Annotated in this window: 28 protein-coding genes; 20 read left to right on the top strand and 8 right to left on the bottom strand. The window is 66.4% G+C overall.

What is annotated here, in order from left to right:
- Nucleotides 1-79 precede the first annotated feature (79 nt).
- Together VLK31_RS01695 and purM are read right to left on the bottom strand one after the other, a co-directional pair.
- Complete coding sequence (locus VLK31_RS01695) at nucleotides 80-1171, bottom strand: AI-2E family transporter (protein WP_409166632.1); 1092 nt, start codon at nucleotides 1169-1171, stop codon at nucleotides 80-82.
- Nucleotides 1172-1219: 48 nt separating this feature from the next.
- On the bottom strand, nucleotides 1220-2260 hold the full coding sequence (gene purM / locus VLK31_RS01690; RefSeq protein ID WP_409166631.1) for a phosphoribosylformylglycinamidine cyclo-ligase: 1041 nt from the start codon (nucleotides 2258-2260) through the stop codon (nucleotides 1220-1222).
- A 148-nt stretch (nucleotides 2261-2408) separates the two neighbouring features.
- On the opposite strand from purM, the gene hda reads away from it, so the two are divergent.
- The 5 genes from hda to VLK31_RS01665 all read left to right on the top strand — a co-directional run bounded on the left by hda (nucleotide 2409) and on the right by VLK31_RS01665 (nucleotide 7211).
- Entirely contained in the window at nucleotides 2409-3095 is a 687-nt protein-coding gene (hda, locus tag VLK31_RS01685) for a DnaA regulatory inactivator Hda (protein WP_409167348.1), read from the top strand.
- Between the two features lie 27 nt (nucleotides 3096-3122).
- The gene (gene pcnB / locus VLK31_RS01680; protein WP_409166630.1) at nucleotides 3123-4739 is read left to right on the top strand and encodes a polynucleotide adenylyltransferase PcnB; all 1617 of its coding nucleotides are present in this window, start codon (nucleotides 3123-3125) and stop codon (nucleotides 4737-4739) included.
- Entirely contained in the window at nucleotides 4736-5443 is a 708-nt protein-coding gene (gene folK, locus VLK31_RS01675; RefSeq protein WP_409166629.1) for a 2-amino-4-hydroxy-6-hydroxymethyldihydropteridine diphosphokinase, read from the top strand. Before pcnB ends, folK begins: the two co-directional genes overlap by 4 nt.
- Before the next feature lie 98 nt (nucleotides 5444-5541).
- On the top strand, nucleotides 5542-6186 hold the full coding sequence (locus VLK31_RS01670; RefSeq protein ID WP_409166628.1) for a DUF47 domain-containing protein: 645 nt from the start codon (nucleotides 5542-5544) through the stop codon (nucleotides 6184-6186).
- A gap of 14 nt (nucleotides 6187-6200) precedes the next feature.
- Entirely contained in the window at nucleotides 6201-7211 is a 1011-nt protein-coding gene (locus VLK31_RS01665) for an anion permease (RefSeq protein WP_409166627.1), read from the top strand.
- Between the two features lie 28 nt (nucleotides 7212-7239).
- Here the strand turns inward: VLK31_RS01665 and VLK31_RS01660 are convergent, their stop codons facing one another.
- Together VLK31_RS01660 and VLK31_RS01655 are read right to left on the bottom strand one after the other, a co-directional pair.
- A complete protein-coding gene (locus tag VLK31_RS01660) occupies nucleotides 7240-7686 on the bottom strand; it encodes an NINE protein (protein WP_409166626.1) in 447 nt (148 codons plus the stop codon).
- Nucleotides 7683-8228, bottom strand: coding sequence for a GNAT family N-acetyltransferase (locus VLK31_RS01655; protein ID WP_409167347.1), 546 nt, complete (start codon nucleotides 8226-8228; stop codon nucleotides 7683-7685). The genes VLK31_RS01660 and VLK31_RS01655 overlap by 4 nt, the downstream gene beginning before the upstream one ends.
- A 192-nt stretch (nucleotides 8229-8420) precedes the next feature.
- Between VLK31_RS01655 and rpsP the strand changes: the two genes are divergently transcribed.
- The 8 genes from rpsP (at nucleotide 8421) to VLK31_RS01615 (ending at nucleotide 14574) form a co-directional block, all read left to right on the top strand.
- The gene (gene rpsP / locus VLK31_RS01650) at nucleotides 8421-8684 is read left to right on the top strand and encodes a 30S ribosomal protein S16 (protein WP_409166625.1); all 264 of its coding nucleotides are present in this window, start codon (nucleotides 8421-8423) and stop codon (nucleotides 8682-8684) included.
- A gap of 16 nt (nucleotides 8685-8700) precedes the next feature.
- Nucleotides 8701-9255: a ribosome maturation factor RimM gene (gene rimM, locus VLK31_RS01645; RefSeq protein ID WP_409167346.1), complete on the top strand. Its 555-nt coding sequence runs from the start codon at nucleotides 8701-8703 to the stop codon at nucleotides 9253-9255.
- Nucleotides 9256-9271: 16 nt separating this feature from the next.
- Complete coding sequence (gene trmD / locus VLK31_RS01640) at nucleotides 9272-10018, top strand: tRNA (guanosine(37)-N1)-methyltransferase TrmD (RefSeq protein ID WP_409166624.1); 747 nt, start codon at nucleotides 9272-9274, stop codon at nucleotides 10016-10018.
- A gap of 109 nt (nucleotides 10019-10127) precedes the next feature.
- Nucleotides 10128-10505 (top strand): 50S ribosomal protein L19, encoded by a 378-nt coding sequence (gene rplS / locus VLK31_RS01635; protein WP_409166623.1) that lies wholly within the window; start codon nucleotides 10128-10130, stop codon nucleotides 10503-10505.
- Between the two features lie 144 nt (nucleotides 10506-10649).
- Entirely contained in the window at nucleotides 10650-11369 is a 720-nt protein-coding gene (locus VLK31_RS01630) for a CoA pyrophosphatase (RefSeq protein WP_409166622.1), read from the top strand.
- Nucleotides 11370-11419: 50 nt separating this feature from the next.
- Entirely contained in the window at nucleotides 11420-12421 is a 1002-nt protein-coding gene (locus tag VLK31_RS01625; RefSeq protein WP_409166621.1) for a CobD/CbiB family protein, read from the top strand.
- Nucleotides 12422-12442: 21 nt separating this feature from the next.
- Nucleotides 12443-13534, top strand: coding sequence for a histidinol-phosphate transaminase (hisC, locus tag VLK31_RS01620; protein WP_409166620.1), 1092 nt, complete (start codon nucleotides 12443-12445; stop codon nucleotides 13532-13534).
- 14 nt (nucleotides 13535-13548) lie between these two features.
- Nucleotides 13549-14574, top strand: a complete 1026-nt coding sequence (locus tag VLK31_RS01615) for a hypothetical protein (RefSeq protein WP_409166619.1) — start codon at nucleotides 13549-13551, stop codon at nucleotides 14572-14574.
- Nucleotides 14575-14587: 13 nt separating this feature from the next.
- Here VLK31_RS01615 and rsgA read toward each other — a convergent pair whose 3' ends face one another.
- Genes rsgA through VLK31_RS01600 form a run of 3 tightly spaced genes read right to left on the bottom strand, consistent with a single transcriptional unit; the run spans nucleotide 14588 to nucleotide 17198 of the window.
- Nucleotides 14588-15538: a ribosome small subunit-dependent GTPase A gene (gene rsgA, locus VLK31_RS01610; protein ID WP_409166618.1), complete on the bottom strand. Its 951-nt coding sequence runs from the start codon at nucleotides 15536-15538 to the stop codon at nucleotides 14588-14590.
- A 12-nt stretch (nucleotides 15539-15550) separates the two neighbouring features.
- Complete coding sequence (locus VLK31_RS01605) at nucleotides 15551-15901, bottom strand: 4a-hydroxytetrahydrobiopterin dehydratase (RefSeq protein WP_409166617.1); 351 nt, start codon at nucleotides 15899-15901, stop codon at nucleotides 15551-15553.
- Between the two features lie 34 nt (nucleotides 15902-15935).
- Nucleotides 15936-17198: a M48 family metallopeptidase gene (locus tag VLK31_RS01600; protein ID WP_409166616.1), complete on the bottom strand. Its 1263-nt coding sequence runs from the start codon at nucleotides 17196-17198 to the stop codon at nucleotides 15936-15938.
- A gap of 59 nt (nucleotides 17199-17257) precedes the next feature.
- Here VLK31_RS01600 and orn point away from each other — a divergent pair, with 59 nt between their 5' ends.
- From orn to VLK31_RS01570, 6 genes are all read left to right on the top strand, one after another.
- The gene (gene orn, locus VLK31_RS01595) at nucleotides 17258-17854 is read left to right on the top strand and encodes an oligoribonuclease (RefSeq protein WP_409166615.1); all 597 of its coding nucleotides are present in this window, start codon (nucleotides 17258-17260) and stop codon (nucleotides 17852-17854) included.
- A 262-nt stretch (nucleotides 17855-18116) separates the two neighbouring features.
- Nucleotides 18117-20081: a DEAD/DEAH box helicase gene (locus VLK31_RS01590; RefSeq protein ID WP_409166614.1), complete on the top strand. Its 1965-nt coding sequence runs from the start codon at nucleotides 18117-18119 to the stop codon at nucleotides 20079-20081.
- A gap of 211 nt (nucleotides 20082-20292) precedes the next feature.
- Nucleotides 20293-21366, top strand: coding sequence for an NAD/NADP octopine/nopaline dehydrogenase family protein (locus VLK31_RS01585; RefSeq protein WP_409166613.1), 1074 nt, complete (start codon nucleotides 20293-20295; stop codon nucleotides 21364-21366).
- Nucleotides 21356-22360: a 3-hydroxybutyryl-CoA dehydrogenase gene (locus VLK31_RS01580; protein ID WP_409166612.1), complete on the top strand. Its 1005-nt coding sequence runs from the start codon at nucleotides 21356-21358 to the stop codon at nucleotides 22358-22360. The genes VLK31_RS01585 and VLK31_RS01580 overlap by 11 nt, the downstream gene beginning before the upstream one ends.
- Entirely contained in the window at nucleotides 22357-23154 is a 798-nt protein-coding gene (locus VLK31_RS01575; RefSeq protein WP_409166611.1) for an alpha/beta fold hydrolase, read from the top strand. Before VLK31_RS01580 ends, VLK31_RS01575 begins: the two co-directional genes overlap by 4 nt.
- A complete protein-coding gene (locus tag VLK31_RS01570; RefSeq protein WP_409166610.1) occupies nucleotides 23151-24035 on the top strand; it encodes a zinc-binding alcohol dehydrogenase family protein in 885 nt (294 codons plus the stop codon). The genes VLK31_RS01575 and VLK31_RS01570 overlap by 4 nt, the downstream gene beginning before the upstream one ends.
- Nucleotides 24036-24062: 27 nt before the next feature.
- Here the strand turns inward: VLK31_RS01570 and VLK31_RS01565 are convergent, their stop codons facing one another.
- Nucleotides 24063-24539: a MarR family winged helix-turn-helix transcriptional regulator gene (locus VLK31_RS01565; RefSeq protein ID WP_409166609.1), complete on the bottom strand. Its 477-nt coding sequence runs from the start codon at nucleotides 24537-24539 to the stop codon at nucleotides 24063-24065.
- 144 nt (nucleotides 24540-24683) lie between these two features.
- Here VLK31_RS01565 and VLK31_RS01560 point away from each other — a divergent pair, with 144 nt between their 5' ends.
- A complete protein-coding gene (locus VLK31_RS01560; RefSeq protein WP_409166608.1) occupies nucleotides 24684-26876 on the top strand; it encodes a thiamine pyrophosphate-dependent enzyme in 2193 nt (730 codons plus the stop codon).
- The last annotated feature ends 100 nt before the right edge of the window (nucleotides 26877-26976 follow it).

Genomic DNA, 26976 nt, shown 5'->3' with positions numbered 1-26976 from the left:
CTTCTGCGCCAACAGCCCGCAGGCCGCTCGGAGGCAGACCAGAACCGATCAGATCCGGACATTGCGTCCGGCCTGTCCGTCAGACCAGCGCCGCCGCCTGGAGTTCTTTTTTCAGGTACGCGTAGTACAGCGGCGCCGCCACCAGCCCGGCCGGCCCGAACACCGCCTCGGCCACGAACATCACGGCCAGCAGCTCCCACACGCTCATCTGCGTGCGCGCGCCGACCACCTTGGCGTTGATGACGTACTCGGCCTTGTGGATCACGATCAGAAAGATCAGGCAGGCCGCCGCCGTCACCGGCGACACCGACAGCCCCACCAGGGTGATGACCGAGTTGCACACCAGGTTGCCCACGATCGGCACCAGCCCGGCCAGGAAGGTGAGGGTGATCAGCGCCGGCGTGTACGGCAGGTGCGCGCCCCACATCGGCATGATGAACAGCAGGAAGATGGCCGTCAGCAGCGTGTTGAAGGCTGCAATCCAGAACTGGGCCGCCACGATCTGCCCGAAGGCCTCGCCGAAGATTTCCACGCGCTGGTGCAGCTGCTCGGCCAGCGGCCTGCGGCGCAGCGGCGCATGCGACACGGCGGCCAGTGCGCCGACGATCAGCCCCACATACGAAAACAGCAGCCCATGCAGCCAGGCCCGCCCCGCCATGGCCAGCGAACCGGCCTGGGCGCGCAGGTAGTTGGCAATGACGCGCTGGATTTCGGCCGCGCCCTCGGGCAGGTAGGCGGCAATTTCGACCGGCAGCTTGCTGCGCAGCTCGAGCACGGTGCGCGCCGTGTAGTCGAGCAGCTCGCGGTACTGGTCGGGCGCGTCGACGATGTATTCGCGCGCCTGCGACAGCGCCAGCGTGAGCAGGGCGATGGGCCCCAGCAGCACCAGAATGACGGCCAGCACATTGGCCCAGCCGGCGGCGCGTTCAGGCCGCCTGGCCAGCGCCGGCATGCGTTGCAGGCCGCCTGTCAACACGCGGGCGAACCAGCGCGTGGCCAGGAAGCCGATGCACACGCACAGCAGCCCCGGCAGCAGGTGCTCCCACATCACCAGCAGCAGGGCCGCCAGCATAAGCAGGTAGCTGGCAACCATCACGCCGCGCGAGGCGGTGGGACGGGGGGCGGGCGCCGCAGTCAGGGCGGGGTTGATGGGTTGCGGCTTCTTGGCCATCCGGGGCGGTGCTTGCTCTGCTCAATAAGTGGACGGAGCAGCCGGCGCTCAGCCGACGACCACCGCGGCGCCTTCGCCGCGCGCGGCAATCACGCCGATTTCATGCACCGATTCGCCGGCGGCGCGCAGCGTGGCGGCGCAGGCGGCGGCTTCGGCCGCCTCGATCACCACCACCATGCCGATGCCGTTGTTGAAGGTGCGGTTCATCTCGATGTCGTCGATGCCGGCCACCTTCTGCAGCCAGGCGAACAGCTCGGTTTGCGGCCAGCTGCCCTTTTTCAGGTGGGCGGCGGTGCCTTCGGGCAGCACGCGCGGAATGTTTTCGAGCAGGCCGCCGCCGGTGATGTGGGCCAGCGCCTTGATCGGGTGCTTGGCCAGCGCCTCCAGCACGGGCTTCACATACAGGTGGGTGGGTTCCATGACGGCTTCGCGGAAGGGCTTGCCGTCGAGCGTGGCGGGCAAATCGGCGCCGGCGCGTTCGATCACCTTGCGCACCAGGCTGAACCCGTTGGAATGCACGCCGGCCGAGGCCAGGCCGAGCACCACATCGCCGGGCTTGACGTTCTGGCCCGTGAGGATCTTCGACTTTTCGACCGCGCCGACCGCAAAGCCCGCCAGGTCGTACTCGCCGGCCGGGTACATGCCGGGCATTTCGGCGGTTTCGCCGCCAATCAGGGCGCAGCCGGAGATTTCGCAGCCGCGCGCAATGCCGCCGATGACGGCAGCGGCGGTGTCCACGTCCAGCTTGCCGCAGGCGAAGTAGTCCAGAAAGAACAGGGGCTCGGCGCCTTGCACCAGCACGTCGTTCACGCTCATGGCCACCAGGTCAATGCCGACGGTGTCGTGCATGTTCCATTCGAAAGCCAGCTTGAGCTTGGTGCCCACGCCGTCGGTGCCGCTCACCAGCACCGGCTCCTTGTAACGTTTGGGCACCTCGAACAGGGCGCCGAAGCCGCCGATGCCGGCCAGCACGCCTTCGCGCATGGTCTTCTTGGCCAGCGGCTTGATGCGGTCGACCAGTGCGTCACCTGCGTCGATATCGACACCGGCATCCTTGTAGCTGAGGGGGGTGGGCGTAGGGGAAGTCATGGTGTCGAGGTCTGGAAGGACGCGAAAAGACGCGAAAGAACGCGAATAGTAGGAACTGAAGGGGGCGCCGGTAACGAGTGTGGCCGGGCCGATAGAATTCCTCACGATTTTAAGGGCCCTCGCGGCCCCCTCCATGAACCTTCCCGGGATGAAACAGCTCGCGCTCGATATCGGCATTGCGACGGGCCCCAGCTTCGACGCCTTTTTCGCCGGCCCCAACGAGGCGGCGCTGCGCCACTTGCAACTGTGGGTGGGCGGCGCCGGCAGCCCTGTGCTGCACTCGCCGGTGCCGACCTATCTGTGGGGCGAAGGCGGCAGTGGCAAGACCCATCTGCTCGAATCGGTGCGTGTCGCACTGCGCGAGCAGGGCGCCAGCGTGGGCTGGCTGCACGCCGGCCTGCTGGAGCCGCCCGAGTTCGACGAGCGCTGGGGCGCCGTTCTGCTCGACGACGTGCACCTCTACTCCGCCGTGCAACAGCACGCGGCCTTCAACTGGTTTGTCAACGCCCAGACCCTGCAGCGCGGCGTGGTCGCCGCCGGCGCCTTGCCGCCGGCCGACCTGGTGCTGCGAGAAGACCTGCGCACCCGGCTGGGTTGGGGCCATGTCTTCCACCTGCAGGTGCTGAGCGAAAGCGAACGCCGCGCCGTGCTGCGCCAGGCCGCCGATGCGCGCGGCGTGATGCTGTCCGACGATGTGCTCGACTACATGCTGCACCGCTTCAGCCGCGACCTGGGCAGCCTGATGGAGTTGCTCACGCAGCTCGACGGCTATGCCTTGCAGACGCAACGCGCGATCACCATTCCGCTGATCCGCTCCATGCTTGAGAACGAATAAAAGAGCGAACAAGGCTTCCAACCAACAATGATCAAGAAATTCATCGACAAACTGCTCGGCAAGTCCGCCGACAGCGCACAGGGCAAGAGCCGCTTCGGCAAGCGCCAGGAGGTGCCGGCAGAGGTTCACAAGATCGATCCGGCCCTGGTCGACGAACGCGCGAAAAACGTGGTCACCACGCTGCAGCAGGCGGGGTACGAGGCCTACGTGGTGGGCGGCGCGGTGCGCGACCTGCTGCTGGGGCTGCGCCCCAAGGACTTCGACGTGGCCACCAACGCCACGCCGGAGCAGGTGAAGTCGCTGTTCCGCCGTGCCTTCATCATCGGGCGGCGTTTTCGCATCGTGCACGTGGTGTACGGCCGGGGCCGCGAGCATGAGGTGATCGAGGTCTCGACCTTCCGCGCCTCCATGGACAGCGCCGCCGCCGAGCAGGTGTCGGGCAACGAGCGCACCAGCAAGGGCGAGCTGGCCAGCATGAAGCACGCAGTGGACGCCAGCGGCCGCGTGCTGCGCGACAACGTCTGGGGCCCGCAGGAAGAAGACGCGGCGCGCCGCGACTTCACCGTGAACGCCATGTACTACGACCCGGCCAACCAGGTGGTGGTGGACTATCACAACGGCATCAAGGACGCCCAGAAGCTCACGCTGCGCATGATTGGCGACCCGGCCACGCGCTACCGCGAAGACCCGGTGCGCATCATTCGCGCCATTCGCTTTTCGGCCAAGCTCGCGGCCCTGGGCTTCAAGATGGAAGCCAAGACGGCGGCCCCGCTGATCGAGTCGAGCAAGCTGCTGGCCGACGTGCCCCAGAGCCGCTTGTTCGACGAAATGCTCAAGCTGTTGCAGACCGGCCATGCCATTGCAACCATCGAGCAACTCAACAAGCTCGGCCTGGCGCGCGGCATCTATCCGCTGCTGGACGTGGTGGTGGAGCGTGCCGAACAGCCCTTCGTGAAGGCCGCGCTGCAGGACACCGACCGCCGCGTGGGCGAAGGCAAGCCCGTGGCGCCCAGCTTCCTGCTGGCCTGCGTGCTGTGGGCCGACGTGCGCGACGGCTGGGCCCAGCGCCAGGAAGGCCGCCACGGCCAGCGCGCGCAGCCGCCGTTTCCGGCGCTGCAGGACGCCATCGACGACGTGTTCAATTCCCGCATCGGCGACGTGTCGGGCCGCGGCAAGCTGGCCGCCGACATGCGCGAGATCTGGATGATGCAGCCGCGCTTCGACAAGCGCACCGGCTCCACGCCCTTCAGCCTGGTCGAGCAGGCGCGCTTTCGCGCCGCCTTCGACTTCATGCGCCTGCGCGCCGACGTGGGCGAGGTGAGCGAAGCCATTGCCGAGTGGTGGCAAGAGTTCAGCACCGCGGACGACATGCGCCGCCACGACCTGCTGGAGCAGGTGCGCGAAGAACAGAAGGTGCGCCAGCGCGTGCGGGTGCGCGAGACGCCGCCGACGCCAAAGCCGCGCGGCGAGGCCGCCGTGGGCCAGAACGACACGTCGGACGCCTCGGACAACGAGGAAGAGTTCGAGACCGAAGCCGGCGCCGTGCCGCCCGATGGCGAAGCCATGCCGCGCAAGCGCCGGCGCCGCCGCAAGCCGCGTCCCGCGGGTGGTGGTGAGGGCGGCGGCAACGCCGAAAGCGCATGAGCGCGTTCGACAAGCCGAAGGACGGCAAGAAAAGCAGCGCTCCTGCAGGCAAGCCGCCGCGTGGCGAGGCCGCCAAGCCGGCAGGTGCGAAGCCTGCGGGTGCCAAGCCTGCGGGTGCCAAGTCTGCGGGCGCCAAGCCTGCCGGCGGACGCCCCGCGGGTGCCAGGCCCGCAGGTGCGAGGCCGGCGGGCAAGGGCGCACCGCCTGCCCGCCGAGCGCCCAGCCGCGTGCGGGAGGACTACCCGACCGTTCAGGCCTTCGTGGCCATCGGCGCCAACCTCGGCGATGCCGAGGCGGCCGTCAAGGCGGCCATGACGGCCATTGGTGCGCTGCAGCGCACGACGGTGACGGCCCGTTCGTCGCTCTACCGCAGCGAACCGGTGGACGCTGAAGGCCCCGATTTCGTCAACGCCGTGGTGGCCGTGCGCACCGGGCTGGACGCCGAGCAGTTCCTCGTGGCCTTGCAGCGCCTGGAGACCCAGGCCGGCCGCGAGCGCCCCTTTCCCAATGCGCCGCGCACGCTCGATCTTGACCTGCTGATGCACGGCAATTCGGTGATGGACACGCCCACGCTGACCTTGCCGCATCCCCGCATGCGTGAACGGGCCTTCGTGCTGAAGCCGCTGGCCGAGATCGCACCCGACAAGGTGCCGCGCGCCGCGCTGGCGCGCGTCACGGCCCAGGTGGTCAAGCGCATCGTCTGAGAAAGGCCGGGCCTGGCCCGGTCGCGGCAGCCGTTAAACTTCGCGGGTTTTTCATGAAGGCGTCATCCAGTTGTGGTTGGCGCACCCCAGGAGTTTCCATGTTCGGCAAGCTGCTGCCCCGCGAGGGCAATTTCTTCGAGATGTTCAACCAGCACGCCGAGCGCATCGTGGAGGCGGCGAGGGCTTTCGAGCAACTCGTTGCCAACTACAACGACGTGCACCTGCGTGAGCAGTACAACCGCGATGTCGACAACGCCGAGCGCGCGGCCGACCGCGTGACGCACGACGTCAACCGGCTGATCCACAAGACCTTCATCACGCCCATCGACCGCGAGCAGATCCACAAGCTCATCAACACGATGGACGACGTGGCCGACCTGATTCAGGACTCGGCCGAGACCATGGCGCTGTACGACGTGCGCCACATGACCGACGAGATCGTGCGCCTCACCGCCTTGAGCGTGAAGTGCTGCGACCGCCTGAAGGACGCCGTCCAGTTCCTCGGCAAGATCGCCGACCCGGCCGTGGCCGAGGCGGTGCTCAAGACCTGCGAGGAAATCGATCGCCTCGAGTCGGATGCCGACCGCGTGATGCGCAGCGCCATGAGCAAGCTGTTCCGCGAGGAGCCCGATGTGCGCGAGGTGATCAAGCTCAAGGCAATCTACGAATTGCTGGAGACGATCACCGACAAGTGCGAAGACGTGGCCAATGTGATCGAGGGCATCGTCCTCGAGAACTCCTGAGCGGGTAGCAACCGATGGCAACGGTTCAGGTCGCCCTCTGGGTGGTGATAGTGCTGGTCGTGCTCGCGATCCTGTTCGACTTCATGAACGGGTTTCACGATGCCGCCAATTCGATCGCGACGGTGGTCTCCACCGGGGTGCTCAAGCCGGGGCAGGCCGTGGTGTTCGCGGCTTTCTTCAACCTGATCGCGATCTTCATCTTCCACCTCAGCGTGGCCGCCACCGTGGGCAAGGGCATCGCCCAGCCGGGGGTGGTCGACGTGCACGTGGTGTTCGGCGCGCTCATCGGCGCCATCAGCTGGAACCTGGTCACCTGGTACTACGGCATTCCGAGCAGCTCGTCGCATGCGCTGATCGGCGGCATCGTGGGCGCGGTGATCGCCAAGACGGGTGCCACCGGGTTGGTGGCCTCGGGCATCTGGAAGACGGTGGCGTTCATCTTCGTGTCGCCTCTGCTGGGTTTCTTGCTGGGCTCGATGATGATGATCGCCGTGGCCTGGGGCTTCCGGCGCGCCACGCCGTCGCGCGTGGACCGGTGGTTTCGGCGGCTGCAGTTGGTGTCTGCCGGCGCCTACAGCCTGGGCCACGGCGGCAACGATGCGCAGAAGACCATCGGCATCATCTGGATGCTGCTGATTGCCACCGGGTATGCCTCTGCCAGCGACGCTACGCCGCCGCTGTGGACCATCATCAGTTGCTACACCGCGATTGCGCTGGGCACCATGTTCGGCGGCTGGCGCATCGTGAAGACGATGGGGCAAAAGATCACCAAGCTCAAGCCCGTGGGCGGCTTCTGCGCCGAGACCGGCGGCGCGCTGACGCTGTTCCTGGCGACGGCGCTGGGCATTCCTGTGTCGACCACGCACACCATCACGGGCGCCATCGTCGGTGTCGGCGCCACGCATCGCATGAGCGCGGTGCGCTGGGGCGTGGCGGGGAACATCGTGTGGGCGTGGATCTTCACCATCCCCGCCTCGGCCTTCGTGGCGGCCATTGCCTACTGGATCAGCCTGCAGGTCTTCTGAAGACCCTGGGCCGCGACCCGCGGCCCTTCTATTGCGAGATCTTTCGGCCTTCTTCGATCTGGTGTTCGAAGTAGCGCTGAAAGCTGAACACGATGCTGGCCATCAGGATCGTGCTGCCGAAGAACAGCGCCATCACCACCGCCCCAATGGTGAACCAGTTGGTCTGGCCGGGCGCCGCGTCTTGTGGCGCGCTCGTGTTGAAGCGGGCATTCCATTTTTCGGGCGTCATGAGGCCGTAGACGATGGCCATCAGTGCGCAGCCTGCAATGGTGAAGCCGAGCAGCGGAATCAGCGCCCAGCTCAGGCCGTCGTCCACGCCGTACATGCGCACGCGCTCGATGCCGTAGATGCCCAGCGCCGTGGGAATGGGCAGCAGCCAGCCGAGCCAGTCACCCATGCCCCGCAGATAGAAGCGGTGCAGGCCGAGCGGGCCGCCCAGGAAAGAGAGCCAGGCGGCGGTGGTCTTGTTTTTCATTCGGGGCTGTTCGGGGTTTGTTCGGGATTGGTCGTGCTGCCTTCGCCGAGCACCTTTTCCATCAACACGACATCGCGCCATTGGCCGAACTTCCAGCCGCAGTCTTTCAGCGTGCCGACGTGCGTGAAGCCTTGGCCGCGATGCACGCCGACCGAGCCTGCGTTGGCGGAGTCGCCGATCACCGCGATCAGCTTGCGCACGCCAACCGCTTCGGCGGCCTGTGAAAGTGCCGCGAGCAATTGGGCGCCCAGGCCCTTGCCGCGCGCCGCCTGCGACATGTAGATCGAGTCTTCGGCCGAAAAACGGTACGCCGGGCGCGGCTTGAACCAGTTGCAGTAGGCAAAACCCAACACTTCGCCATTTTCTTCAGCGACCAGATACGGCAGATTTTTGGCCAGCACATCGGCGCGCCGAGCGGCCATGTCGGAGGGCGAAGGAGGCTCTGTTTCGAAGGTGCCGGTGCCGTGCAGCACGTGGTGGGCGTAGATGGCCGTGATGGCTGCAACGTCGTCGTCGCGGCTGGGACGCAGGGTGAGAGGCATGTGGATGAAACGGATGGCTGAAACGGACTGCGAGAGGCCGGAATTCCGGGAAAACGCTTGTCGGGCTATAATCGCAGGCTTTTCAGCGTGTCGCTGGCCGGGTGGCCATGTCGCGTGTCTCGACGCTGGAAGAACATTGTGAGTGGGCCTCTTCTTCATCCATAAGGCCTGCTGACCACCCAAGGATAAATCATGGTCGTCATTCGACTCTCCCGCGGCGGCTCTAAGGGCCGTCCTTTCTTCAACATCGTCGTGTCGGACAAGCGCGTTCGCCGCGATGGCCGTTTCATCGAGCGCCTGGGTTTCTACAACCCGACCGCCAAGGAAAACGAAGAAAGCATCCGTATTGCCCAGGACCGCCTGGCCTACTGGAAGAGCGTTGGCGCACAAGCTTCGCCCACGGTTCTGCGCATCATCAAGCAAGCTGCTTCGGCAGCTCCGCAGGCAGCGGCTTAAGCCGGCCCGCACGGCGATGTTGCCCGCACTCGAAACCGCCGAATTGCCGGCGGATGCGATTGAAGTAGGGCGCATCGCCGATGCCTGGGGCATCAAGGGCTGGTTCAAGGTCCTGCCCCACAGCGCCCAACCCGAGGCGCTTTTTTCTTCCAAGCGTTGGTTCCTGCAGGCTCCCGGAGCCTCGGCAAGCAGCGCTTTCCGGCTCGCTATCCGCGAAGCCAAAGAACACTCCAACTGCATCGTCGCAACGTCCGACGATGTGCCCGACCGCAACGCAGCCGAAGCATTGCGCGGCGCGCGCGTGTTCGTGCCGCGTTCGAGCTTTCCCACGGCCGGTGACGACGAGTACTACTGGATCGACCTGATCGGTCTGTCGGTGGTCAACCGCGAAGGCGTTGTGCTCGGCGAGGTGCGCGAGCTGCTCGCCACGGGGCCGCAGACCACGCTGGTGCTCGCCGCCGAAGAAGACGGCAAGGCCATCGAACGCATGGTGCCCTTCGTTTCGGTCTTCGTCGACAAGGTCGATCTGCCTGGTCGCCTGATCACGGTCGACTGGCAACCCGAATACTGACCGGCGACCGCGCGGCATGCGCTTCGACGTTCTCACGCTGTTTCCCGAACTGTTCGCGCCTTTCATGGCCAGCGGCGTGACGCGCCGTGCCTACGAATCGAAGCAGGTAGAAGTCGTGCTGTGGAATCCGCGCGACTTTGCGCAGGGCAACTACAAGCGCGTGGACGACCGCCCGTTCGGCGGCGGTCCCGGCATGGTGATGATGGCCGAGCCGCTGGCGGCGTGCCTTGATGCCGCGCTCGCGGCGCGCGGCGCGCAGGCCCCGGTCGTGCTGTTCGCCCCCATCGGCGAGGTGCTGCGGCATGCATCGGTCGAGCGCTGGTCGGCCAGCGACGGCGCGGTGCTGGTCTGCGGACGCTATGAAGGCATCGACCAGCGTTTCATCGATGCGCGCGTCACGCACCAGATCAGCCTTGGCGATTTCGTTCTCTCCGGCGGAGAGATCGCGGCAATGGCGCTGCTCGACGCCGTGGCGCGCCTGCAGCCCGGTGTGCTCGGCGACGAAGCCAGCCATGTGCAGGACAGCTTCAACCCCGCGCTCGACGGCCTGCTCGACTGCCCGCACTACACGCGGCCCGAGCAATGGAGCGGGCAGGGCGTGCCGGCGCCGCTGCTCTCAGGCCACCATGCGCAGATCGAGCGCTGGCGGCGCGACCAGCGGCTGGCCATATCGGCCGCGCGTCGGCCGGAACTGATAGACGCGGCGCGCGCTGCGGGGCGTCTTGGCAAGGCCGATGAGGCGTTGCTGAAAAAAAAGCTATAATCGCGGGCTCCCCGATCCTCTGCCCGGCCGCGCCGGTCTGTTCAACGACTCGTTGTTGAAAGCCCAAGCGCCTTTTGTGTAGCCCGACACGATCGACTATCAGGAAGTCATGAACCTCATCCAGACCCTCGAGCAGGAAGAAATTTCCCGCCTCGGCAAGATCATTCCCCCCTTCATGCCTGGTGACACGGTCATCGTCAGCGTGAACGTCGTCGAAGGCACCCGCAAGCGCGTGCAGGCCTACGAAGGCGTCGTGATCGCCAAGCGCAACCGTGGCCTCAACAGCGGCTTCACCGTGCGCAAGATCTCCAGCGGCGAAGGCGTGGAACGTACGTTCCAGACCTACAGCCCGCTGATCGCCGCCATCGAAGTGAAGCGCCGCGGCGATGTGCGCCGCGCCAAGCTGTACTACCTGCGTGAGCGCAGCGGTCGTTCGGCACGCATCAAGGAAAAGCTGCCGAGCAAGTCGACGGCTGCTGCCAAATAAGCAGGCCTGTCGCGCAAGAAAAGCCGCCGCTCTGGCGGCTTTTTGCATTGGCGCTGCGCACACAAAGACAGCTTCGCCTTTTTTAAGCTCTACTCGACCGCTGCGCTCAACACCCTCTTGACCAACCTCGCTCACGCCGCCGCCATGCAATCCGCTCCCCTCGAACCCATCAATGCCGTGGTGCCGCCCACGCTGCTGCAGTTCGACCCGCGCGAGGCGCCGTTCGTGGATGGCAGCGATGGCTTGCCGGCGGTGTCGGCCCATGAGTTGACGGCGCAGGCCCTGCGCGCGCGCTTTGCCACGCCGCCTGCGTGGGAGCCGGAGCTTCGGCGCGAGCCACGCATGATCGACCGACCGCCTGCGCAGGCGGCCGTGCTGGTGCCGATCGTGCAACGCCTTCAGGGCGCGACGGTGCTGCTCACCGAGCGCACCACGCACCTGTCGAATCACTCGGGGCAGGTGGCGTTTCCGGGCGGCCGCGTCGACCCCGAAGATGCCAACATTTCGGCCGCCGCGTTGCGCGAAGCATGGGAAGAGGTGGGGCTCTCGGCGCAGTTCGTCGAGGTGCTGGGCAGTCTTCCGACCTACACCACGGTGACCTCGTTCATCGTGACGCCGGTCGTGGCACTGGTGCAGCCCGACTTCGAACTCACCATCAACCCTTACGAAGTGGCCCATGCCTTCGAGGTGCCGCTGGCCTGGCTGATGGACCCCGCCAACCATCGCCGCCATTCGATGAGCGCGGTCGATGGCCGCCGGCGCGAGTGGTACTCCATGCCCTACCAGGACGGACCCGACGAGCGCTTCGTGTGGGGCGCGACGGCCGGCATGCTGCGCAACCTCTACCGCTTTCTCGCCGCCTGAGTCTGCGACGAAGAGCCTGAACCTTCAGGCGCTCTCGCTATCATCGAAGGATGAGCTTTTTTGCCATCCTGTGCGCGCTGCTGATCGAGCAGGTGCGCCCGCTGGGCCCCCACAACCCCGTGTATGGCGCGGTGCTGGCGTGGACGCGCTGGACCAGCCGCAACTTCGACGCGGGCAAGCCGCACCACGGGTGGATCGCCTGGGGCCTTGCGGTGTTCGTGCCCACGCTCATGTCGCTGGGTGTGCACTGGCTGCTGGTGCTCACGCTCGGGCTGCCGTTCGCGGTGCTATGGAGCATTGCGGTGCTCTACGTCACGCTGGGCTTCCGGCAGTTCAGCCATCACTTCACCGACATCCGCGATGCGCTCGACGAGGGCGACGAGCCGCTCGCGCGCTCGCTGCTCGCGCACTGGCAGGGCGTTGATGCGGCCGACCTGCCGCGCAGCGAAATCGTGCGCCATGTCATCGAGCATTCGGTGATTGCCGCGCACCGCCATGTGTTCGGCGTGCTGGCCTGGTTCTCGATCATCGCGGCCATCGGGCTTGGGCCGGCCGGCGCCGTGTTCTACCGCATGAGCGAATTCGTCTCGCGCTATTGGGCACACAAGAACGGCGCCCTGGTGCAGCCGTCGAGCGTCGCGGTGCAAGACGCCGGCGCGCGCGCCTGGCATGCGATCGACTGGCTGCCCGCGCGCATCACGGCGCTCGGCTTCGCGGTGGTCGGCAGCTTCGAGGAGGCCATCGACTGCTGGCGCAATGATGCCCAGCGCTTCCCCAACGAAAACGACGGCGTGATCCTTGCAGCCACATCGGGCGCGGTCAACGTGCGCCTGGGGGGCGGTTCGCTGAGCCCCATTCCCGTCACCGATCCGCTGTCGCGCGCCCAGGCTGGCGAATCGCTGGCCGACACACGCCGCACCGACAGCGGCAGCACCCCAGGGCGCGAGCCGGAGCCCGCTCACCTGCGCAGCGTCGTGGGCCTGGTCTGGCGCTCGGTCGTGATGTGGATGGTGCTGCTGGCCTTGTTGACCCTGGCTCGCCTGCTGGGCTGAGCCCCTTCGGGAACCGACTTCATGACCTCTCCCGTGCCGGCTTTCTGGAGCCCGCGCATCGCCGCGCTCGAGCCCTACGTGCCCGGCGAGCAGCCGCGCATCGCCAACCTCGTCAAGCTCAACACCAACGAGAACCCATATCCACCGTCGCCGGTCGCGGTCGAGGCGATCCGGCGCGCGGCAGAAAGCGGCCTGGAGCTCTACCCCGACCCGACCTCGCTCGCGCTGCGCGAAGCGGTCGCGCGACGGCATGGCCTGGAGCCCGCGCAGGTGTTCGCCGGCAATGGCTCGGACGAGGTGCTCGCGCACGCCTTCTTCGCGTTCTTCCAGCAGACCGAGCCGCTGCTGATGCCCGACGTGAGCTACAGCTTCTACAAGGTCTATGCGCAGCTGTATGCCATCGACTGCGAACTGCAGCCGGTGGATGACGGTCTTCGCATCGACGTCGACGCCCTTGCCGAGCGTGCGCGCAAAGGCTGCGCGGGCATCGTCATCGCAAACCCGAATGCACCGACCGGCATCGGCCAGCCGCTGTCGCGCATCGCGCAACTGCTCGAAGCCTGCCCGCAGCGCGTGGTGTTGGTCGATGAGGCGTACATCGATTTTGGCGGCGAGAGCGCGCTGTCGCTCATCGACAAGCATCCGAACCTGCTGGTCGTGCAGACGCTGTCCAAGGCGCGTTCGCTGGCCGGCTTGCGGGTCGGCTTTGCCTGCGGCCAGGCGCACCTGATCGACGCGCTGGTGCGAGTGAAGGACAGCTTCAACTCCTACCCGATCGACCGGCTGGCCTCGGCCGGCGCGGTGGCCGCGCTCGACGACGAAGACTGGTTCCGCGGCACGCGCGACGAGATCGTCGACACCCGCGAGGGGCTGTGCCTCCAGCTGGAAGACATGGGCTTCGACGTGCTGCCGTCGCAGGCCAATTTCGTATTCGCGCGCCATCCGCTGCACGACGCCGCCGAGCTTGCCGCGTCTTTGCGCGAGCGCGCGGTGCTGGTGCGACATTTCCAGCAACAGCGCATCGCGCAGTACCTGCGCATCAGCATCGGCACGCGTGAGCAATGCAGCACGCTGGTGCAGTGCCTGCAGGACATTCTTGTCCCCACCCCCTGAAAGACCCCTGGCCAATGACCCCCTCCGACTCCGACCCGCGCGCAGCGGCCTGTGCAGGCTTCTGGCAAGCCGTGAGTGCCCAGACCGACAGCTTGCGCACCCTGTCGGGCCACGAGCTGGTGCAGGCGCTCAACGCGCTGCTGCAGCCTTTCTTTCCGAGACTGGCCGCCGAGGTGGCCGGCGATCCGCCCGCGTTCAAGCTGGTGCTGACCGCGCACGGCTCTATGGACGACTTCGACGACGTGATGACCCTGGTGCAGAGCAGCCCCGCGCTGCCGCAGATCGAGGTCGAGGCCTTCCGCCAGCGCGCGGACGACAGTTTTGCCATTCGCATGGACGGCTTCGAGCTGTCGAGCGCCGACATCCTCGTGAAGCATGAGCCGTACGACGGCCTGGTGGCGCTGGAGATCGGCTTCGCCAAGCCCATTCCCATGGACATGCAGGACCACGCGCGCCACATGAGCCTGATCATGCTCGACCACATCCTGGGCGAGTACGACACCGCGGTGAAGGTCGGCCCGGTCGACTATGTCGATGCGAGTGACAACGAGGATTTCGACGGCTTGTCGCTCGATGGCTTCGCGGCCGTGTTCGACGCCTGCTGGCGCAACGAGCTCGGCCACACCGGCGTGTTCCCCGTCGGCGAGCACGCCTGGTCTGGCCTCAGCGCCACGCGCCAGGCTCAGGACGGCAGTGAGATCGAAGTGGTCGTGATGCGAAACGACTCGGCCACCGCGCTGCTGGGCCGCGCGGACCTCGGTCACCGGCTGTCGGCTGCCATGCCGGTGGAGTCCGGTGAAGAGCTGGAAGAGGCCCGCGTCTACGAAGACCGGCTGACCGCGCTGCTGCAGACGCACGAGCAGGGCTGCTGCACGCACGTGGTGCTGGAGGAGGGGGTTCGCACCGTCAACTTCCATGTGGCTGACGCGGCCGCGGCAATCACGCATGCGCAATCGCTGCAGGACGACATGGCCCTGCCCGTGACGCTGGACCTGGCCTTCGACCCCACCTGGAATTCTTACCGGGTCTGGCTGGGCTGAGGCCTCCCAGGCCTCAGTAGCGCGTCTGGCTCAGCTCGGCGAACAGCTCGCCGTAGATCCGGTAGCGGCTCGCGCTGATGGCACCGGGCTTGGCGGCCGTTTCCACGTTGGCGATGACGCCGCAGCCCGGCTCGTGCAGGTGGGTGCAGTTGTAGAACTTGCAGTCGCCCATGTGCTCGGCGATGTCGGGCATCAGGCCCGCCAACTGCGTCGGCTCGATGTGGTTCAGGCCGAATTCCTGAAAGCCTGGCGAGTCGATCAGGCCGGTGGTGCGGGCTTCGTCGATCCAGTACCAGGTGGTGCTGGTGGTGGTGTGCTTGCCCGAGTTCAGCGCCTGCGAAATTTCTTGCGTGAGGACGGTGGCGCCCGGCACCAGCAGATTGGTCAGCGTGCTCTTGCCCGAGCCGGAAGGGCCCAGTACCAGCGTGGACTTGCCCGCGAGCAGCTTCATCAGCGAGGCGTAGTCGGCCTCGCCCGAGGCCTTCAGCGACAGCGGCAGCACGCCGTGGTGCATGCGGCGGTAGGGCGCCAGCTTGGCCCAGGCGCGCGCGAAGGGCTCGACCAGGTCGCTCTTGTTGAGCGCGATGATCGGCGTGATGCGCTCGGCCTGCGCCGCGATCAATGCGCGCGCGAGTTGGTGTTCCGAGAATTCCGGCTCGGCCGCGATCAATATCAGCACATGGTCGAGGTTGGCCGCAAACGACTTGGTGCGAATTTCGTCCTGCCGGTAGAACAGGTTGCGCCGCGGCAGCACCTGCTCGATGGTGCCTTCGTCTTCGGTGGCCTGCCAGTGCACGCGGTCGCCGACCACGGCCTGGCTTTTCTTGCCGCGCGGGTGGCAGATCAGCCGTTCGCCCGATGGTGTTTCGACCAGGCAGTGACGCCCGTGGCTGGCAACGACGAGGCCGTCGTTCAGTTTCTTCGCAGGTCCGGGGGAAGCGGCGGCGCGGCCGGGCTTAGCCACGAGCGTGTTCCGTCATGCGGCCGGGCTCGAGACCAGCGCGTCGGCCTGGCGTGCGCAGTCGAAGTCGGTGACCGACAGGCCGCCCACGTCGTGCGTGTTGAAACGCACCACGCAGCGGTTGTAGTGCACCGACAGGTCGGGGTGGTGGTCTTGCGTGTGCGCCACCATGGCCAGCGCATTCACGAAGGCGATGGTCTCGAAGTAATTGGCGAAGGTGAAGGTTTTTTCGATGGCAACGTCGGCGCCGTCGCCGGTGAGCTTCCAGCCATCGAGGCGGGCGAGACCGGCCACGATTTCCGTGGCGCTCAGTGCTTTGCGCGCAGGGAGGTTTTTCCAGTCTTTGGGCTTGAACATGCTGCTCATGAGGGGCTTCGCGAAGAAATTGAAAGAAAGCGGGTCACGCTGCGGCCGTCATGCGCGCAAGGCGCTCGGAAGCCGGCGGATGTGAGTAGTAGAAGCTGACGAAGACCGGGTCTGGCGTGAGCGTCGAAGCGTTGTCCTGGTAGAGCTTGAGCAGGGCGGCCGACAGGTCGGCACCGCTGGTCTGCGCCACCGCGTAGGCATCGGCCTCGAACTCATGTTTGCGCGACAGCCGTGCGGGCAGCGGCGCAACGAAAAAGCCGAACACCGGCACCGCCAGCATGAACAGCAGCAGCGCCAGCGCGCTGTTGGGCGCGGTCATGTTGGGCTGCACGCCCAGGCCTGCATAGAACCAGGCCTGCGTCGACACCCAACCCAGCAGCGCAAAGCCGGCAAGGCTCAGCGCGAACATGGCAATCAGCCGCTTCACGATGTGGCGGTGCTTGAAGTGGCCCAGCTCGTGCGCGAGCACGGCCTCGACCTCGCGAGCGTTCAGCTGGCGCAGCAGCGTGTCGTAGAACACCACGCGCTTGCTGGCGCCAAAGCCGGTGAAGTAGGCGTTGGCATGCGCGCTGCGCGTGCTGCCATCCATCACGAACAGGCCCTTGGCCGCAAAGCCGCAACGCTTCATGAGTGCCGTGACGCGGGCCTTCAGCGTAGGGTCGTCCAGCGGTTTGAACTTGTTGAACAGCGGGGCGATGAAGGTCGGGTAGATCAGCATCAGCAGCAGGTTGAAGCCCATCCACGCGCCCCAGGCCCAGAGCCACCACAGGGGGCCGGCGGCGCCCATGATCCACAGGATCAGGGCAGCAATAGGCAGGCCGATCACCGCGCCCAGCAAGGTCGACTTGAGGGTGTCGATCAGCCAGAGCTTCCAGGTCATCTTGTTGAAGCCGAAGCGCTCCTCGAGCCTGAAGGTCTGCCACAGCGTGAAGGGCAGCTCCAGCAGGCCGCCGATCAAGGCGAAGGCGCCCAGCAGCACCAGCTGCTGCACCATGCCGCCGCCCAGCCACAGGAGCAGCAGTTTGTTGAGCACGTCCAGGCCACCCAGTAGCGTCCAGCCCAGCAGCAGCGCCGCGCCCCAGGCCATTTCAACCAGGCCGAAGCGCGCCTTGGCGATGGTGTAGTCGGCCGCCTTCTGGTGCGCCGCGAGCGTGATGGTCTGCGCGAAGGCGGGCGGCACGGCGCCTCGATGCTGCGCCACGTGGCGCACCTGCCGCGAGGCCAGCCAGAACTTCACGAGCAGCCCCGCAACGAGCGCGACCGCAAAGGCAAGGGTGAAGATGAGCGAATAGGACATGGAGCGGCGAGTTTAGTCCCCGGTATCTGGCGCCGCAGGCCTTCGACGACAATCCTGCGATGCCTGAATTTCTCGAACCGACGCCCCCGGCCGCCGTGCCTACCCTGAAGAAAAGCGACCAGAACCTCGTCTGGCTGGACTGCGAAATGAGCGGTCTGGACCCAGAGAAGGAGTTCCTGCTCGAAATTGCCGTGGTCGTGACCGGCCCCGACCTCACGCCGCGCATCGACGGCCCCGTGCTCGTCATTCACCAGAGCGACGCCGTGCTCGACGCCATGGACGCCTGGAACAAGGGCACCCACGGGCGCAGCGGCCTGATCGACAAGGTGAAGGCCTCCACCCTGGACGAAGCCGCCGCCGAAAAGCAGTTGCTTGAATTCATCGGCAAATACATTCCCCGCAGCGGTTCGCCCATGTGCGGCAACACCATCGGGCAGGACCGGCGCTTCCTGGTCAAGTTCATGCCCAAGCTGGAGGCGTACTTCCACTACCGCAACCTGGACGTGAGCACGCTCAAGGAGCTTGCCAAGCGCTGGAAGCCCACTGCCTACAACAGCTTCAAGAAGCAGCAGGCGCACACCGCGCTGGCCGATGTGCACGAGTCCATCGAGGAACTGGCGCATTACCGCGACACATTTCTGCGCCTCGTCGATTAAGTAAATCGTCGGACAAAGGATTAGGTAAAAACCCGAATCCATGCCATAATTGCAGGCTTCGCTGATCGGGCAGGTATTCAAAGCCCGGCCAGCGTCTCTTGCATCTCCCTATCTTGCACACCGCGCCCGATCGCATTCGCTGATCAAAAAGGGCCACAGTCTCAGGCGTCAGCCAGAAACTGAATGTCGTTGGATGGTTGATGTTTTTAACCACCAACGGGGCGCCTGCCTACGGCAGCGCTCGCGTTTGAGATTGATATTCATGACCGACGCTTTTGAAGCGCAGGGCGAATTCGCGCCTGTGCAATCCTCCACTCACAACGAATTTGTCGCCGCCACGGACACCATGTCCGAAGCGCCCATCCTCGAGGCGCTGGATGCAGCCGCCCCCGAAGTGGCAGTGGCCGAAGAACCCGCCAAGCCCAACGGCTTCGTGCTGCTGGGCCTCGCGCCTGAACTGATCGCCGCCGTGGCCGACCTGGGTTTCACCCAGCCGACCACCGTGCAAGACAAGGTGATCCCGCTTGCCATGAGCGGTGAAGCCGGCCAGGACGGCAAGACCCGTTTTGTCGACCTGATGGTTTCGAGCCAGACCGGTTCGGGCAAGACCGCAGCCTTCCTGCTGCCCGTGCTGCACACGCTGCTGAAGCGCCAGGCCGAAGCCGAAGAAGAAGCCAAGGCCGAATTCCAGCGCCAGGCCGCCGAAGCCGCCGCCCGCGGTGAAGCCGCGCCGAAGAAGCCGAAGCGCAAGGACCCGACCAACACCCGCCATTTCAAGGCTGCCACCCCCGGCGCCCTGATCCTGTGCCCGACGCGTGAACTGGCCCAGCAAGTGGCACACGACGCCATCGAGCTGGTTCGCCATTGCCGCGGCCTGCGCGTCGCCAACGTTGTGGGCGGCATGCCTTACCAACTGCAGATCGCCAAGCTGCAGAACGCCGACCTCGTGGTCGCCACGCCGGGCCGTCTGCTCGACCTGCAACGCTCGCAACAGCTCAAGCTCGACCAGGTCAAGTTCCTGGTCGTCGACGAAGCCGACCGCATGCTCGACCTGGGCTTCTCGGACGACCTGGCCGAAGTCAACCAGCTCACCATCGAGCGCCAGCAAACGATGATGTTCAGCGCCACCTTCGCGCCGCGCATTCAGCAGCTTGCCCAGCGCGTCATGCGCGAGCCGCAGCGCATCACCATCGACAGCCCGCAGGAAAAGCACGCAAACATCAAGCAATCGCTGTACTGGGCTGACAACAGCCAGCACAAGCGCAAGCTGCTGGACCACTGGCTGCGTGACACCACCATCAACCAGGCCATCGTGTTCGCCAGCACGCAAGTCGAGTGCGACGGCCTTGCCAACGACCTGCAGCAAGAAGGCTTCAGCGCCGTGGCGCTGCACGGTGCCCTGAGCCAGGGCCTGCGCAACCGCCGCCTGATGGCGCTGCGCCAAGGCCAGGTGCAGATCCTGGTGGCCACCGACGTTGCCGCCCGCGGCATCGACGTGCCCACGATCACCCACGTCTTCAACTTCGGCCTGCCGATGAAGGCCGAGGACTACACCCACCGCATCGGCCGCACCGGCCGTGCCGGTCGCGATGGCCTGGCCATCACGTTCGCCGAGTTCCGCGATCGCCGCAAGATCATGGACATCGAGCAGTACAGCCGCCAGCAGTTCAAGGCGGAAGTGGTGCCGGGCATGGAGCCGCAACAGCGCATGCCGCAATCGCGCCCGCCGCAAGGCGAGTACCGCGGTGGCCGTGGTGACAACCAGTCGCGTGACCGCAAGTTCGGCGGCGCTCCGCGCGGTGGCAATGCAGGCGGCTTCGGCGGCGGCAATGGCAACTACGCCGGCGCCAGCGGCTTCAATGACCGCGGTTCGCGTCCCCCGGCACCGCGTGGCGGTGGCTTCGGTGGCGGCCAGGGCCAAGGCCATGGCGGCGGTCACAACGCCGGTTTCGGCGGTGGCCGTGACGAAGGCGGCAACGGTGGTGGCGGTGGCTATGGTCGCAAGCCGGGCTGGGGCGAAGGCGCTCCGCGTGGCGGCAACGGCGGTGGCCGTGGCGACTTCGCTCCCCGCGAAGGTTTCGCACCGCGTGAAGGCTTTGCACCCCGTGAGGGCTTTGCTCCCCGCGAAGGCTTTGCTCCCCGTGGCAATGGCGCAGGCCATGGCGGTGCAGGCAAGGTGTTCGTGCCCCGCGAAGCGCAAAAGCGCACCTTCAAGCCCACTCGCTGATCCCCCGCGAGCGGCCTGACAGCCGCCTCGCCCCCTGAAAGCCCGCGCTTCTCACGAACGCGGGCTTTTTCATTTCGGGTTTGCGAGCAGTCAGGTGTTGTCGAATTTTGATTGACACATGAATCGATGAAAAGTAATGTAATAGCGCATTGCTTCCCCGGGTCCGTCCTGCGGCCGCCGGTTCATCGACATCTGCTTTTCGACTTTCGACATGAAAATTGCGATTCTTGGAGGCGGTCACGGCGCCTACGCGGCGGCCGCCGACCTGTCTGAAACCGGCCACGAGGTGCGCCTTTGGCGCCGTGACGCTGTCGCGCTCGAGCCGCTCGTCCGTGCCGGCGCGATCACGCTGAAGGACGCTGCTGGCGTGCGCGAAGTGCCCATTGCACTGGCCACCGCCGACATCGGCGCGGCCCTGCAAGGCGCCGAGCTGATCGTCGTTCCCACGCCCGCCATTGCGCAGCACGACATTGCGCTCGCGATGGCGCCGCACCTGGTCGACGGCCAGGTCGTGTTCCTGCCGCCGGGCACCTTCGGCAGCTATGTGATGGCGCAGACGGTGAAGGCGGCGGGCAGCCGTGCCGACGTCGCCTGGGCCGAGACAGGCACCTTGCCGTACCTGGCGCGCAAGCATGGCGAGCGCGAGGTGAACGTCACCATTCGCGCCATTCGCCTGCCCACGGGCGTCTACCCGGCCCGCAAGGAGGCGCAGGCCATCGAGGTGATCCGCAAGGCCTACCCGGCCGTGCACGGCTGTGGCGACGCGCTCTCGGGCGCGCTCATGAATGCCGGCCCCGTCATCCATCCGCCGCTCATGGTGATGAACGCCGCGCCGCTGCAGCACTTCGAGCGCTGGGACATCCACAACGAAGGCACGCAGCGCGCGGTGCGCGACGTGACCGACCGGCTCGACCAGGAGCGCATGGCCGTGCGCGAGGCCTTCGGGCAGGGCGCACCGCACTACCCCTTGGCCGACCACTACGACAACGACCAATGGATGTACGGCGACGCGCACAAGCAGCTCGTGAAGTCGGGCGACTGGCGCGAGAACATCGACCTGCACACGCACCGCTACATCACCGAAGACACCGAACTGGGCCTCGCATTTTTGGCCTCGGCGGCGCGCCATGCGGGCGTGGACGCGCCCATCGCACACGGCCTGCTGGCCATCGTGGGCGGCTTTCTGGGGCGCGACCTGCGCCGCGGGCCGCGCACCTTCGAAAGCCTGGGTCTGGCCGACCTGAGCGCCACCCAGCTCAAGCAGAGGTTGCACGATGGCGAATGAGGCTGCGCTGCCGCGCTTCGCGGCCGTTGGCGCGGGCCGCATGGGCCGCGGCATTGCCATCGCCTTCGCATATGCCGGGCATCGCATCTCGCTGATCGACCTGCGCCAGCGGAGTGACGCCGCATGGCAGCGCCTGCGCGAAGAGGCCAAGGCGGAGATCGAGGCCAGCCTCTCGGGCCTCGCGCAGCTCGGCGTGATCGATGCCTCGCATGTCGAACGCATTGCCGCGCGCGTGGCGTTCGTCGATGCCGCGGCCGCGCCGCAAGCGCTGGCCGCGGCCGACCTGGTGTTCGAAGGCGTGCCCGAAACCATGGACGCCAAGCGCGAGGCCTTCGAGCAACTCAACCGCCATTGCCGCGACGATGCGATCCTCACGTCGACCACCAGCAGCATCCTGGTGACGCAGCTGGCCGCGTTTGTGCGCCTGCCAGAGCGCTTTCTCAACATGCACTGGCTCAATCCGGCCTATGTGATTCCGGTGGTCGAGCTCAGCTGCCACCCCGGCACCGACCCCGGCGTGCTCGCGCGCACCAAGGCGCTGATGGAAGACATCGGCAAGCTGCCCGTGGTGTGCGGCGCCTCGCCCGGCTACATCGTGCCGCGCCTGCAGGCGCTGGTGATGAACGAGGCCGCACGCATGATCGAGGAGGGCGCCGCCACCGCTGAAGAAATCGACAAGGCCACGCGCTATGGCCTGGGCCTTCGCTTTGCCGCGCTGGGCGTAGTCGAGTTCATCGACTTCGGCGGCTGCGACATCCTGCACCACGCAAGCCGCGAGATGTCGGCCTCGCTCGATGCCGGCCGCTACACCGCGCCCGCCATCGTGGGGCGCATGGTCGAGCAGGGCCGGCTCGGCCTGAAGAGCGGCAGCGGTTTCTACGACTACGCAGGCCGCGACATTGCGGCCTACCGGCGCGACGTGCTCTCGCGCACGCTCGGCGAACTGCGGCATGCTGGCCTGTGGCGCGCACCCGCTGACGAAACGTTGTCATGACCATCCGCCGTGCCTTTGCCGACCTGTCCGTGGGGCAGGTGCACTACGCGGAGTGTGGCGACCGCAAGGCGCCCGCCGTGCTGCTGCTTCACCAGTCGCCACGCAGCTGGGCCGAATACCGCGCCGTGCTGCCGCTGATCGGCGCGCAACGCCGAGCCATTGCAATGGACACCGCCGGCTTCGGCGATTCCGCGGATGGCGGCGTGCCCGCGAGCATCGAACAATGGGCGCGCGTGGCCTGCGAGCTGCTCGATGCGCTGCACATCCAGAAGGCCGATGTGGTCGGGCACCACACCGGGGGCGTTGTGGCGGTGGAGCTTGCGGCGGCCTTCCCTGAGCGCATCCGCAGCCTGGTGCTGTCTTCGACACCCTATACCGACGAGCCCTTTCGCCGAGCGCGAGCGCAACGCCCGCCCATCGACGAGGTCGCTCCCAGCGAAGACGGCTCGCACCTCACCGCGCTGTGGCAGAAGCGCCAAGGCTTCTATCCGCCGGGCCGCCCCGATCTGCTTGAGGCCTTCGTGCGCGATGCATTGAAGGTCGAGCGTGTCGAAGAGGGCCATCGGGCCGTGGCCTCATACCGCATGGAGGACCGTATCGCTCGCATCGCGCAGCCCGTGTTGATTGTTCGCGCCACGCTCGATCCGTTCGCGGCGCCGCATGCCGCGGAGTTGCAGCATCACCTGCCGCATGCGCACATCGTCGACATCGAAGGCGGCATGGTGCCGCTGCCCGACCAAATGCCCGAGGCCTTCGCGCGCACTGTGCTCGACTTCTTGGACACGCTGACATGAGGGCGGTACGCATCCACGGCTTCGACGCGGTGCCCGTGCTGGAAGAGCTCGCCGATCCTGTCGCGCGACCGGGCCGCACCATCGTTCGCATGGAGGCCGCCACGGTCGGGCACATCGACCGTACCGTGTGGCGCGGGAGCTTTCTTCGCCATCCGCCGTTGCCGTACACACCGGGCGTGGAGGCCGCGGGCGTCGTCGTCGCGAGCCAGCGCTACGACGCCGGGCAGCGAGTGTGGCTGCGCGGCAGCGGGCTGGGCACGCTCTTCGACGGCACCTGGTGCGAGCTTGTAGACGCACCCGACGAAGCACTGGGGCTGTTGCCCGATGGCGTGCCGATGGCACTGGGCGCTGCGTTCTTCTCGCCATGCACCTCTGCTTGGGTCGCGCTGCACGACGTCGCAAAGCTGCAGGCAGGTGAGCACGTGTTGGTGACCGGTGCGAGCGGTGCCGTCGGCTCGCTGGTGATGCAGTTGGCCGGCAGCATGGGCTGCATGGTGACGGCAGTGGATCCGAATGCAGAAGCACCGCCTCTGGCCAGCGTCGACCTGCTCATCGATACCGTAGGCGGTGATGTTCTTGCGAAGGTGCTTCCCGCCGTGCGTCCGGGCGGGCGTGCCGTGTTGATCGGCTACACCGCAGGCCCGAACCTGCAACTCGACATTGCGCACTTTCTGCAACGCGATGTGGCGCTGTTGCCGCTCAACATGTTTCGCCGCGAATCTGCGGGCCGCGTCGCCGCGCCCGAGTTGCTGTCGATGCTGGCCGATGGCCGCCTGCATCTGCAAGTGCAGCCGTTTGCGCTGGACGATGCGGCCCGCGCGCTCGACTGGATTGCGCAGCGTGGCCACCGCGGCCGGGCCGTGCTCATGCCCCGTCTCTGACTCGCAGACCCGCAACGCGAAAAAGCGTCAGTCTTCCTCCGGCTGCGCCGCCGGTGCATTCGCATGCAGATCGATCATCTGCCGCAGCGTCTGCTTGAGCTCTTCGGCACGCCGCAGGCCGAAGGGTTCGAGCACGCGCCGCTCGTGTTCGCGCGCCAGTTCCATCAGGTGTTCGACCGCCTTCAGCCCCTTGCGTGTGATGCGCACCAGCGTGATGCGGCGATCACTCTCATGGGGCAGCCGCTCGACCTGTCCGCGTGCTTCCATGCGGTCCAGCAGCCGCGTCACCGTGGGCTGCTTGGTCACCGTCACCTGCGCGAGCTGGCCGATGCTGACGGCCTCGCTGCCTGCCAGTGAGGCCATCACGCGCCACTCCGAAACGGAGAAGCCCTGCTGCCTCGCCACCTCGTGGAACTCGGAGGAAATCAGCAGGCTGGCCTGCGCCAGCAACGCGGGCAGGTAGTCATCGACGAAGCGATGCGAAGTCGCCTTCTGCTCAGCCATGAACGCCCCCGGTGCATGAGGCGGGCACGCTGTTTGCATGTCTAGGGTAATTCATGATTGTGGATACATTCATTTGTCAACATTATAGAAAGCGTGATGTGGCAGATGAAGCCCATCGTCCCACGATAGACAACAAGGACCCACATGGCTGAGCGTTCGTTCGTCGAAGAAGTCAAGAAGCTGCGGCTTTCTGGCGGAGAAGTGTTTCGTGGGGAAGGCATTCTGGCCGTCACCAAGGCCCTGCTCGAATCCGGGGTCTCCTATGTAGCCGGCTACCAGGGCGCACCCATCTCGCACCTGATGGACGTGCTGGCCGATGCGCAGGACATCCTCGCAGACCACGGCATCCGTTTCGAGAACAGTGCCAGCGAAGCCACTGCTGCAGCCACTCTGGCGGCATCGGTCAATTACCCGCTGCGCGGCGCCGTCACCTTCAAGGCCACCGTAGGCACCAACGTGGCGTCCGATGCGCTGGCCAACCTGGCCTCGGGTGGCGTCACCGGCGGTGCGCTCATCATCGTGGGCGAGGACTACGGCGAGGGCTCTTCGATCATGCAGGAGCGCAGCCATGCGTTTGCCATGAAGTCGCAGATCTGGCTGCTCGACCCGCGCCCCAACCTGCCCAGCATCGTCGACGCGGTGAAGCAGGGCTTCGACCTTTCCGAGGCCAGCAACACGCCCGTGATGCTGCAGCTGCGCATTCGTGCGTGCCATGTGCACGGCCACTTCATTGCAGGCGACAACAAGCGTGCCAAGTTCACGCTGAAGGACGCGCTGGAAAACCCGCAGCGCGACGTCAGCCGCATCGTGCTGCCGCCCGCGAGCTTCGTGCACGAGCAGGAGAAGGTGAAAGACCGCTGGCCCGCCGCCGTGCGCTTCATCGAGGAGCGCAAGCTCAACGAGTTCTTCTCCGAAGACGCCGACGACATCGGCATCATCGTGCAGGGCGGCAGCTACAACACGCTGCTGCGTGCGCTCGAACGCCTGGGCCTGGCCGACGTGTACGGCAACACGCAGGTGCCGCTTTACGTGATGAACGTGGCCTACCCGGTCATCGAGAGCGAGGTCATCCGCTTCTGCGAAGGCAAGCGCGCGGTGCTGATCGTGGAAGAGGGCCAGCCCAACTTCGTGGAGCAGAACCTTGCCACCATCCTGCGGCAAGCCGGCTCCACCACCGCGCTGCATGGCAAGGACATGCTGCCGGTGGCCGGCGAGTACACGTCCTCCGAATTGCTCAAGGGCGCACGCACTTTCTGCGAACGCTACGAGCGCCTGGCACCGCTGCCGGTGCCTGTCCCGGTGCGAAAAGTGATCCCCTTGATGGCGGTCGCCGCCGTCGGCGTCGATTCCGCACCAGAGCCTGCATTGCCCTCCACCGCACTTGGCGAAGTCGTGCACGCCCGTCCGCCGGGCTTTTGCACCGGCTGCCCCGAGCGCCCCATCTTCAGCGCGATGAAGCTGGTCGAGCGCGAGCTGGGCGCGCACCACGTGAGCGCGGACATCGGCTGCCACCTGTTCTCCATCCTGCCGCCCTTCAACATCGGCAACACCACCATGGGCTACGGCCTGGGCGGCGCGGGTGCGTCGGCATTGAACGCACCGGCCGGCAAGCGCGCCATCTCGATGATGGGCGACGGTGGCTTCTGGCACAACGGCCTCACCAGCGGCGTGGCCAACGCGGTGTTCAACAAGAGCGACAACCTCACCATCGTCGTCGACAACAACTACACCTCGGCCACGGGCGGGCAGGACATTCTTTCTTCGCATGCCGTCAACAAGACGCGCAGCACCGGCCACGCCATCGAGCGTGCGGTGCGCGGCGTGGGCGTCGAGTGGGTGAAAACGCTGCGCCGCACCTACGACGTCGCCGGCATGCGCGATGCGCTGAAAGACGCGCTCACCACCAAGACCAAGGGCCCCAAGGTGCTCATCGCCCAGTCGGAATGCATGCTCAACAAGCAGCGCCGCGAAAAGCCGCTGGTGCGCAAGGCCATCGCCGACGGCAAGCGCATGGTGCGCGAAAAGTTCGGTGTCGACGCCGACACCTGCACCGGCGACCACTCGTGCATTCGCCTGTCGGGCTGCCCGTCTTTGTCGATCAAGCCCAACCCCGATCCGCTGCGCACCGACCCGGTGGCCACCGTGCTCGACAGCTGCGTGGGCTGCGGCGTGTGCGGCGAGGTTTCGCACGCCGCGGTGCTGTGCCCCTCGTTCTACAAGGCGCAGATCGTGAGCAACCCGAACCGCTGGGACCTGCTGCGCGAGCGCGTGCGCGCGGCCGTCATCGGCTGGCTGCAACGTGGCGAGGCGCGCCGCCGCGAAGCCTATGCCTTCTGACCGAATTCACTTTATGCACTACCGCAAGACGTCGGGAAATGGCCAGGGATACCGCGCAACCGGCTTTGCCGGGCCGCTGGCATCGCCCCCGGCAGGGGGT

Origin of the sequence: Variovorax sp. H27-G14 (assembly GCF_046156345.1) — a bacterium.
Lineage (GTDB): Bacteria > Pseudomonadota > Gammaproteobacteria > Burkholderiales > Burkholderiaceae_C > Variovorax.
The sequence above is the reverse complement of the archived record's forward strand: the minus strand, read 5'-3'. Positions and strand labels throughout refer to the sequence as shown.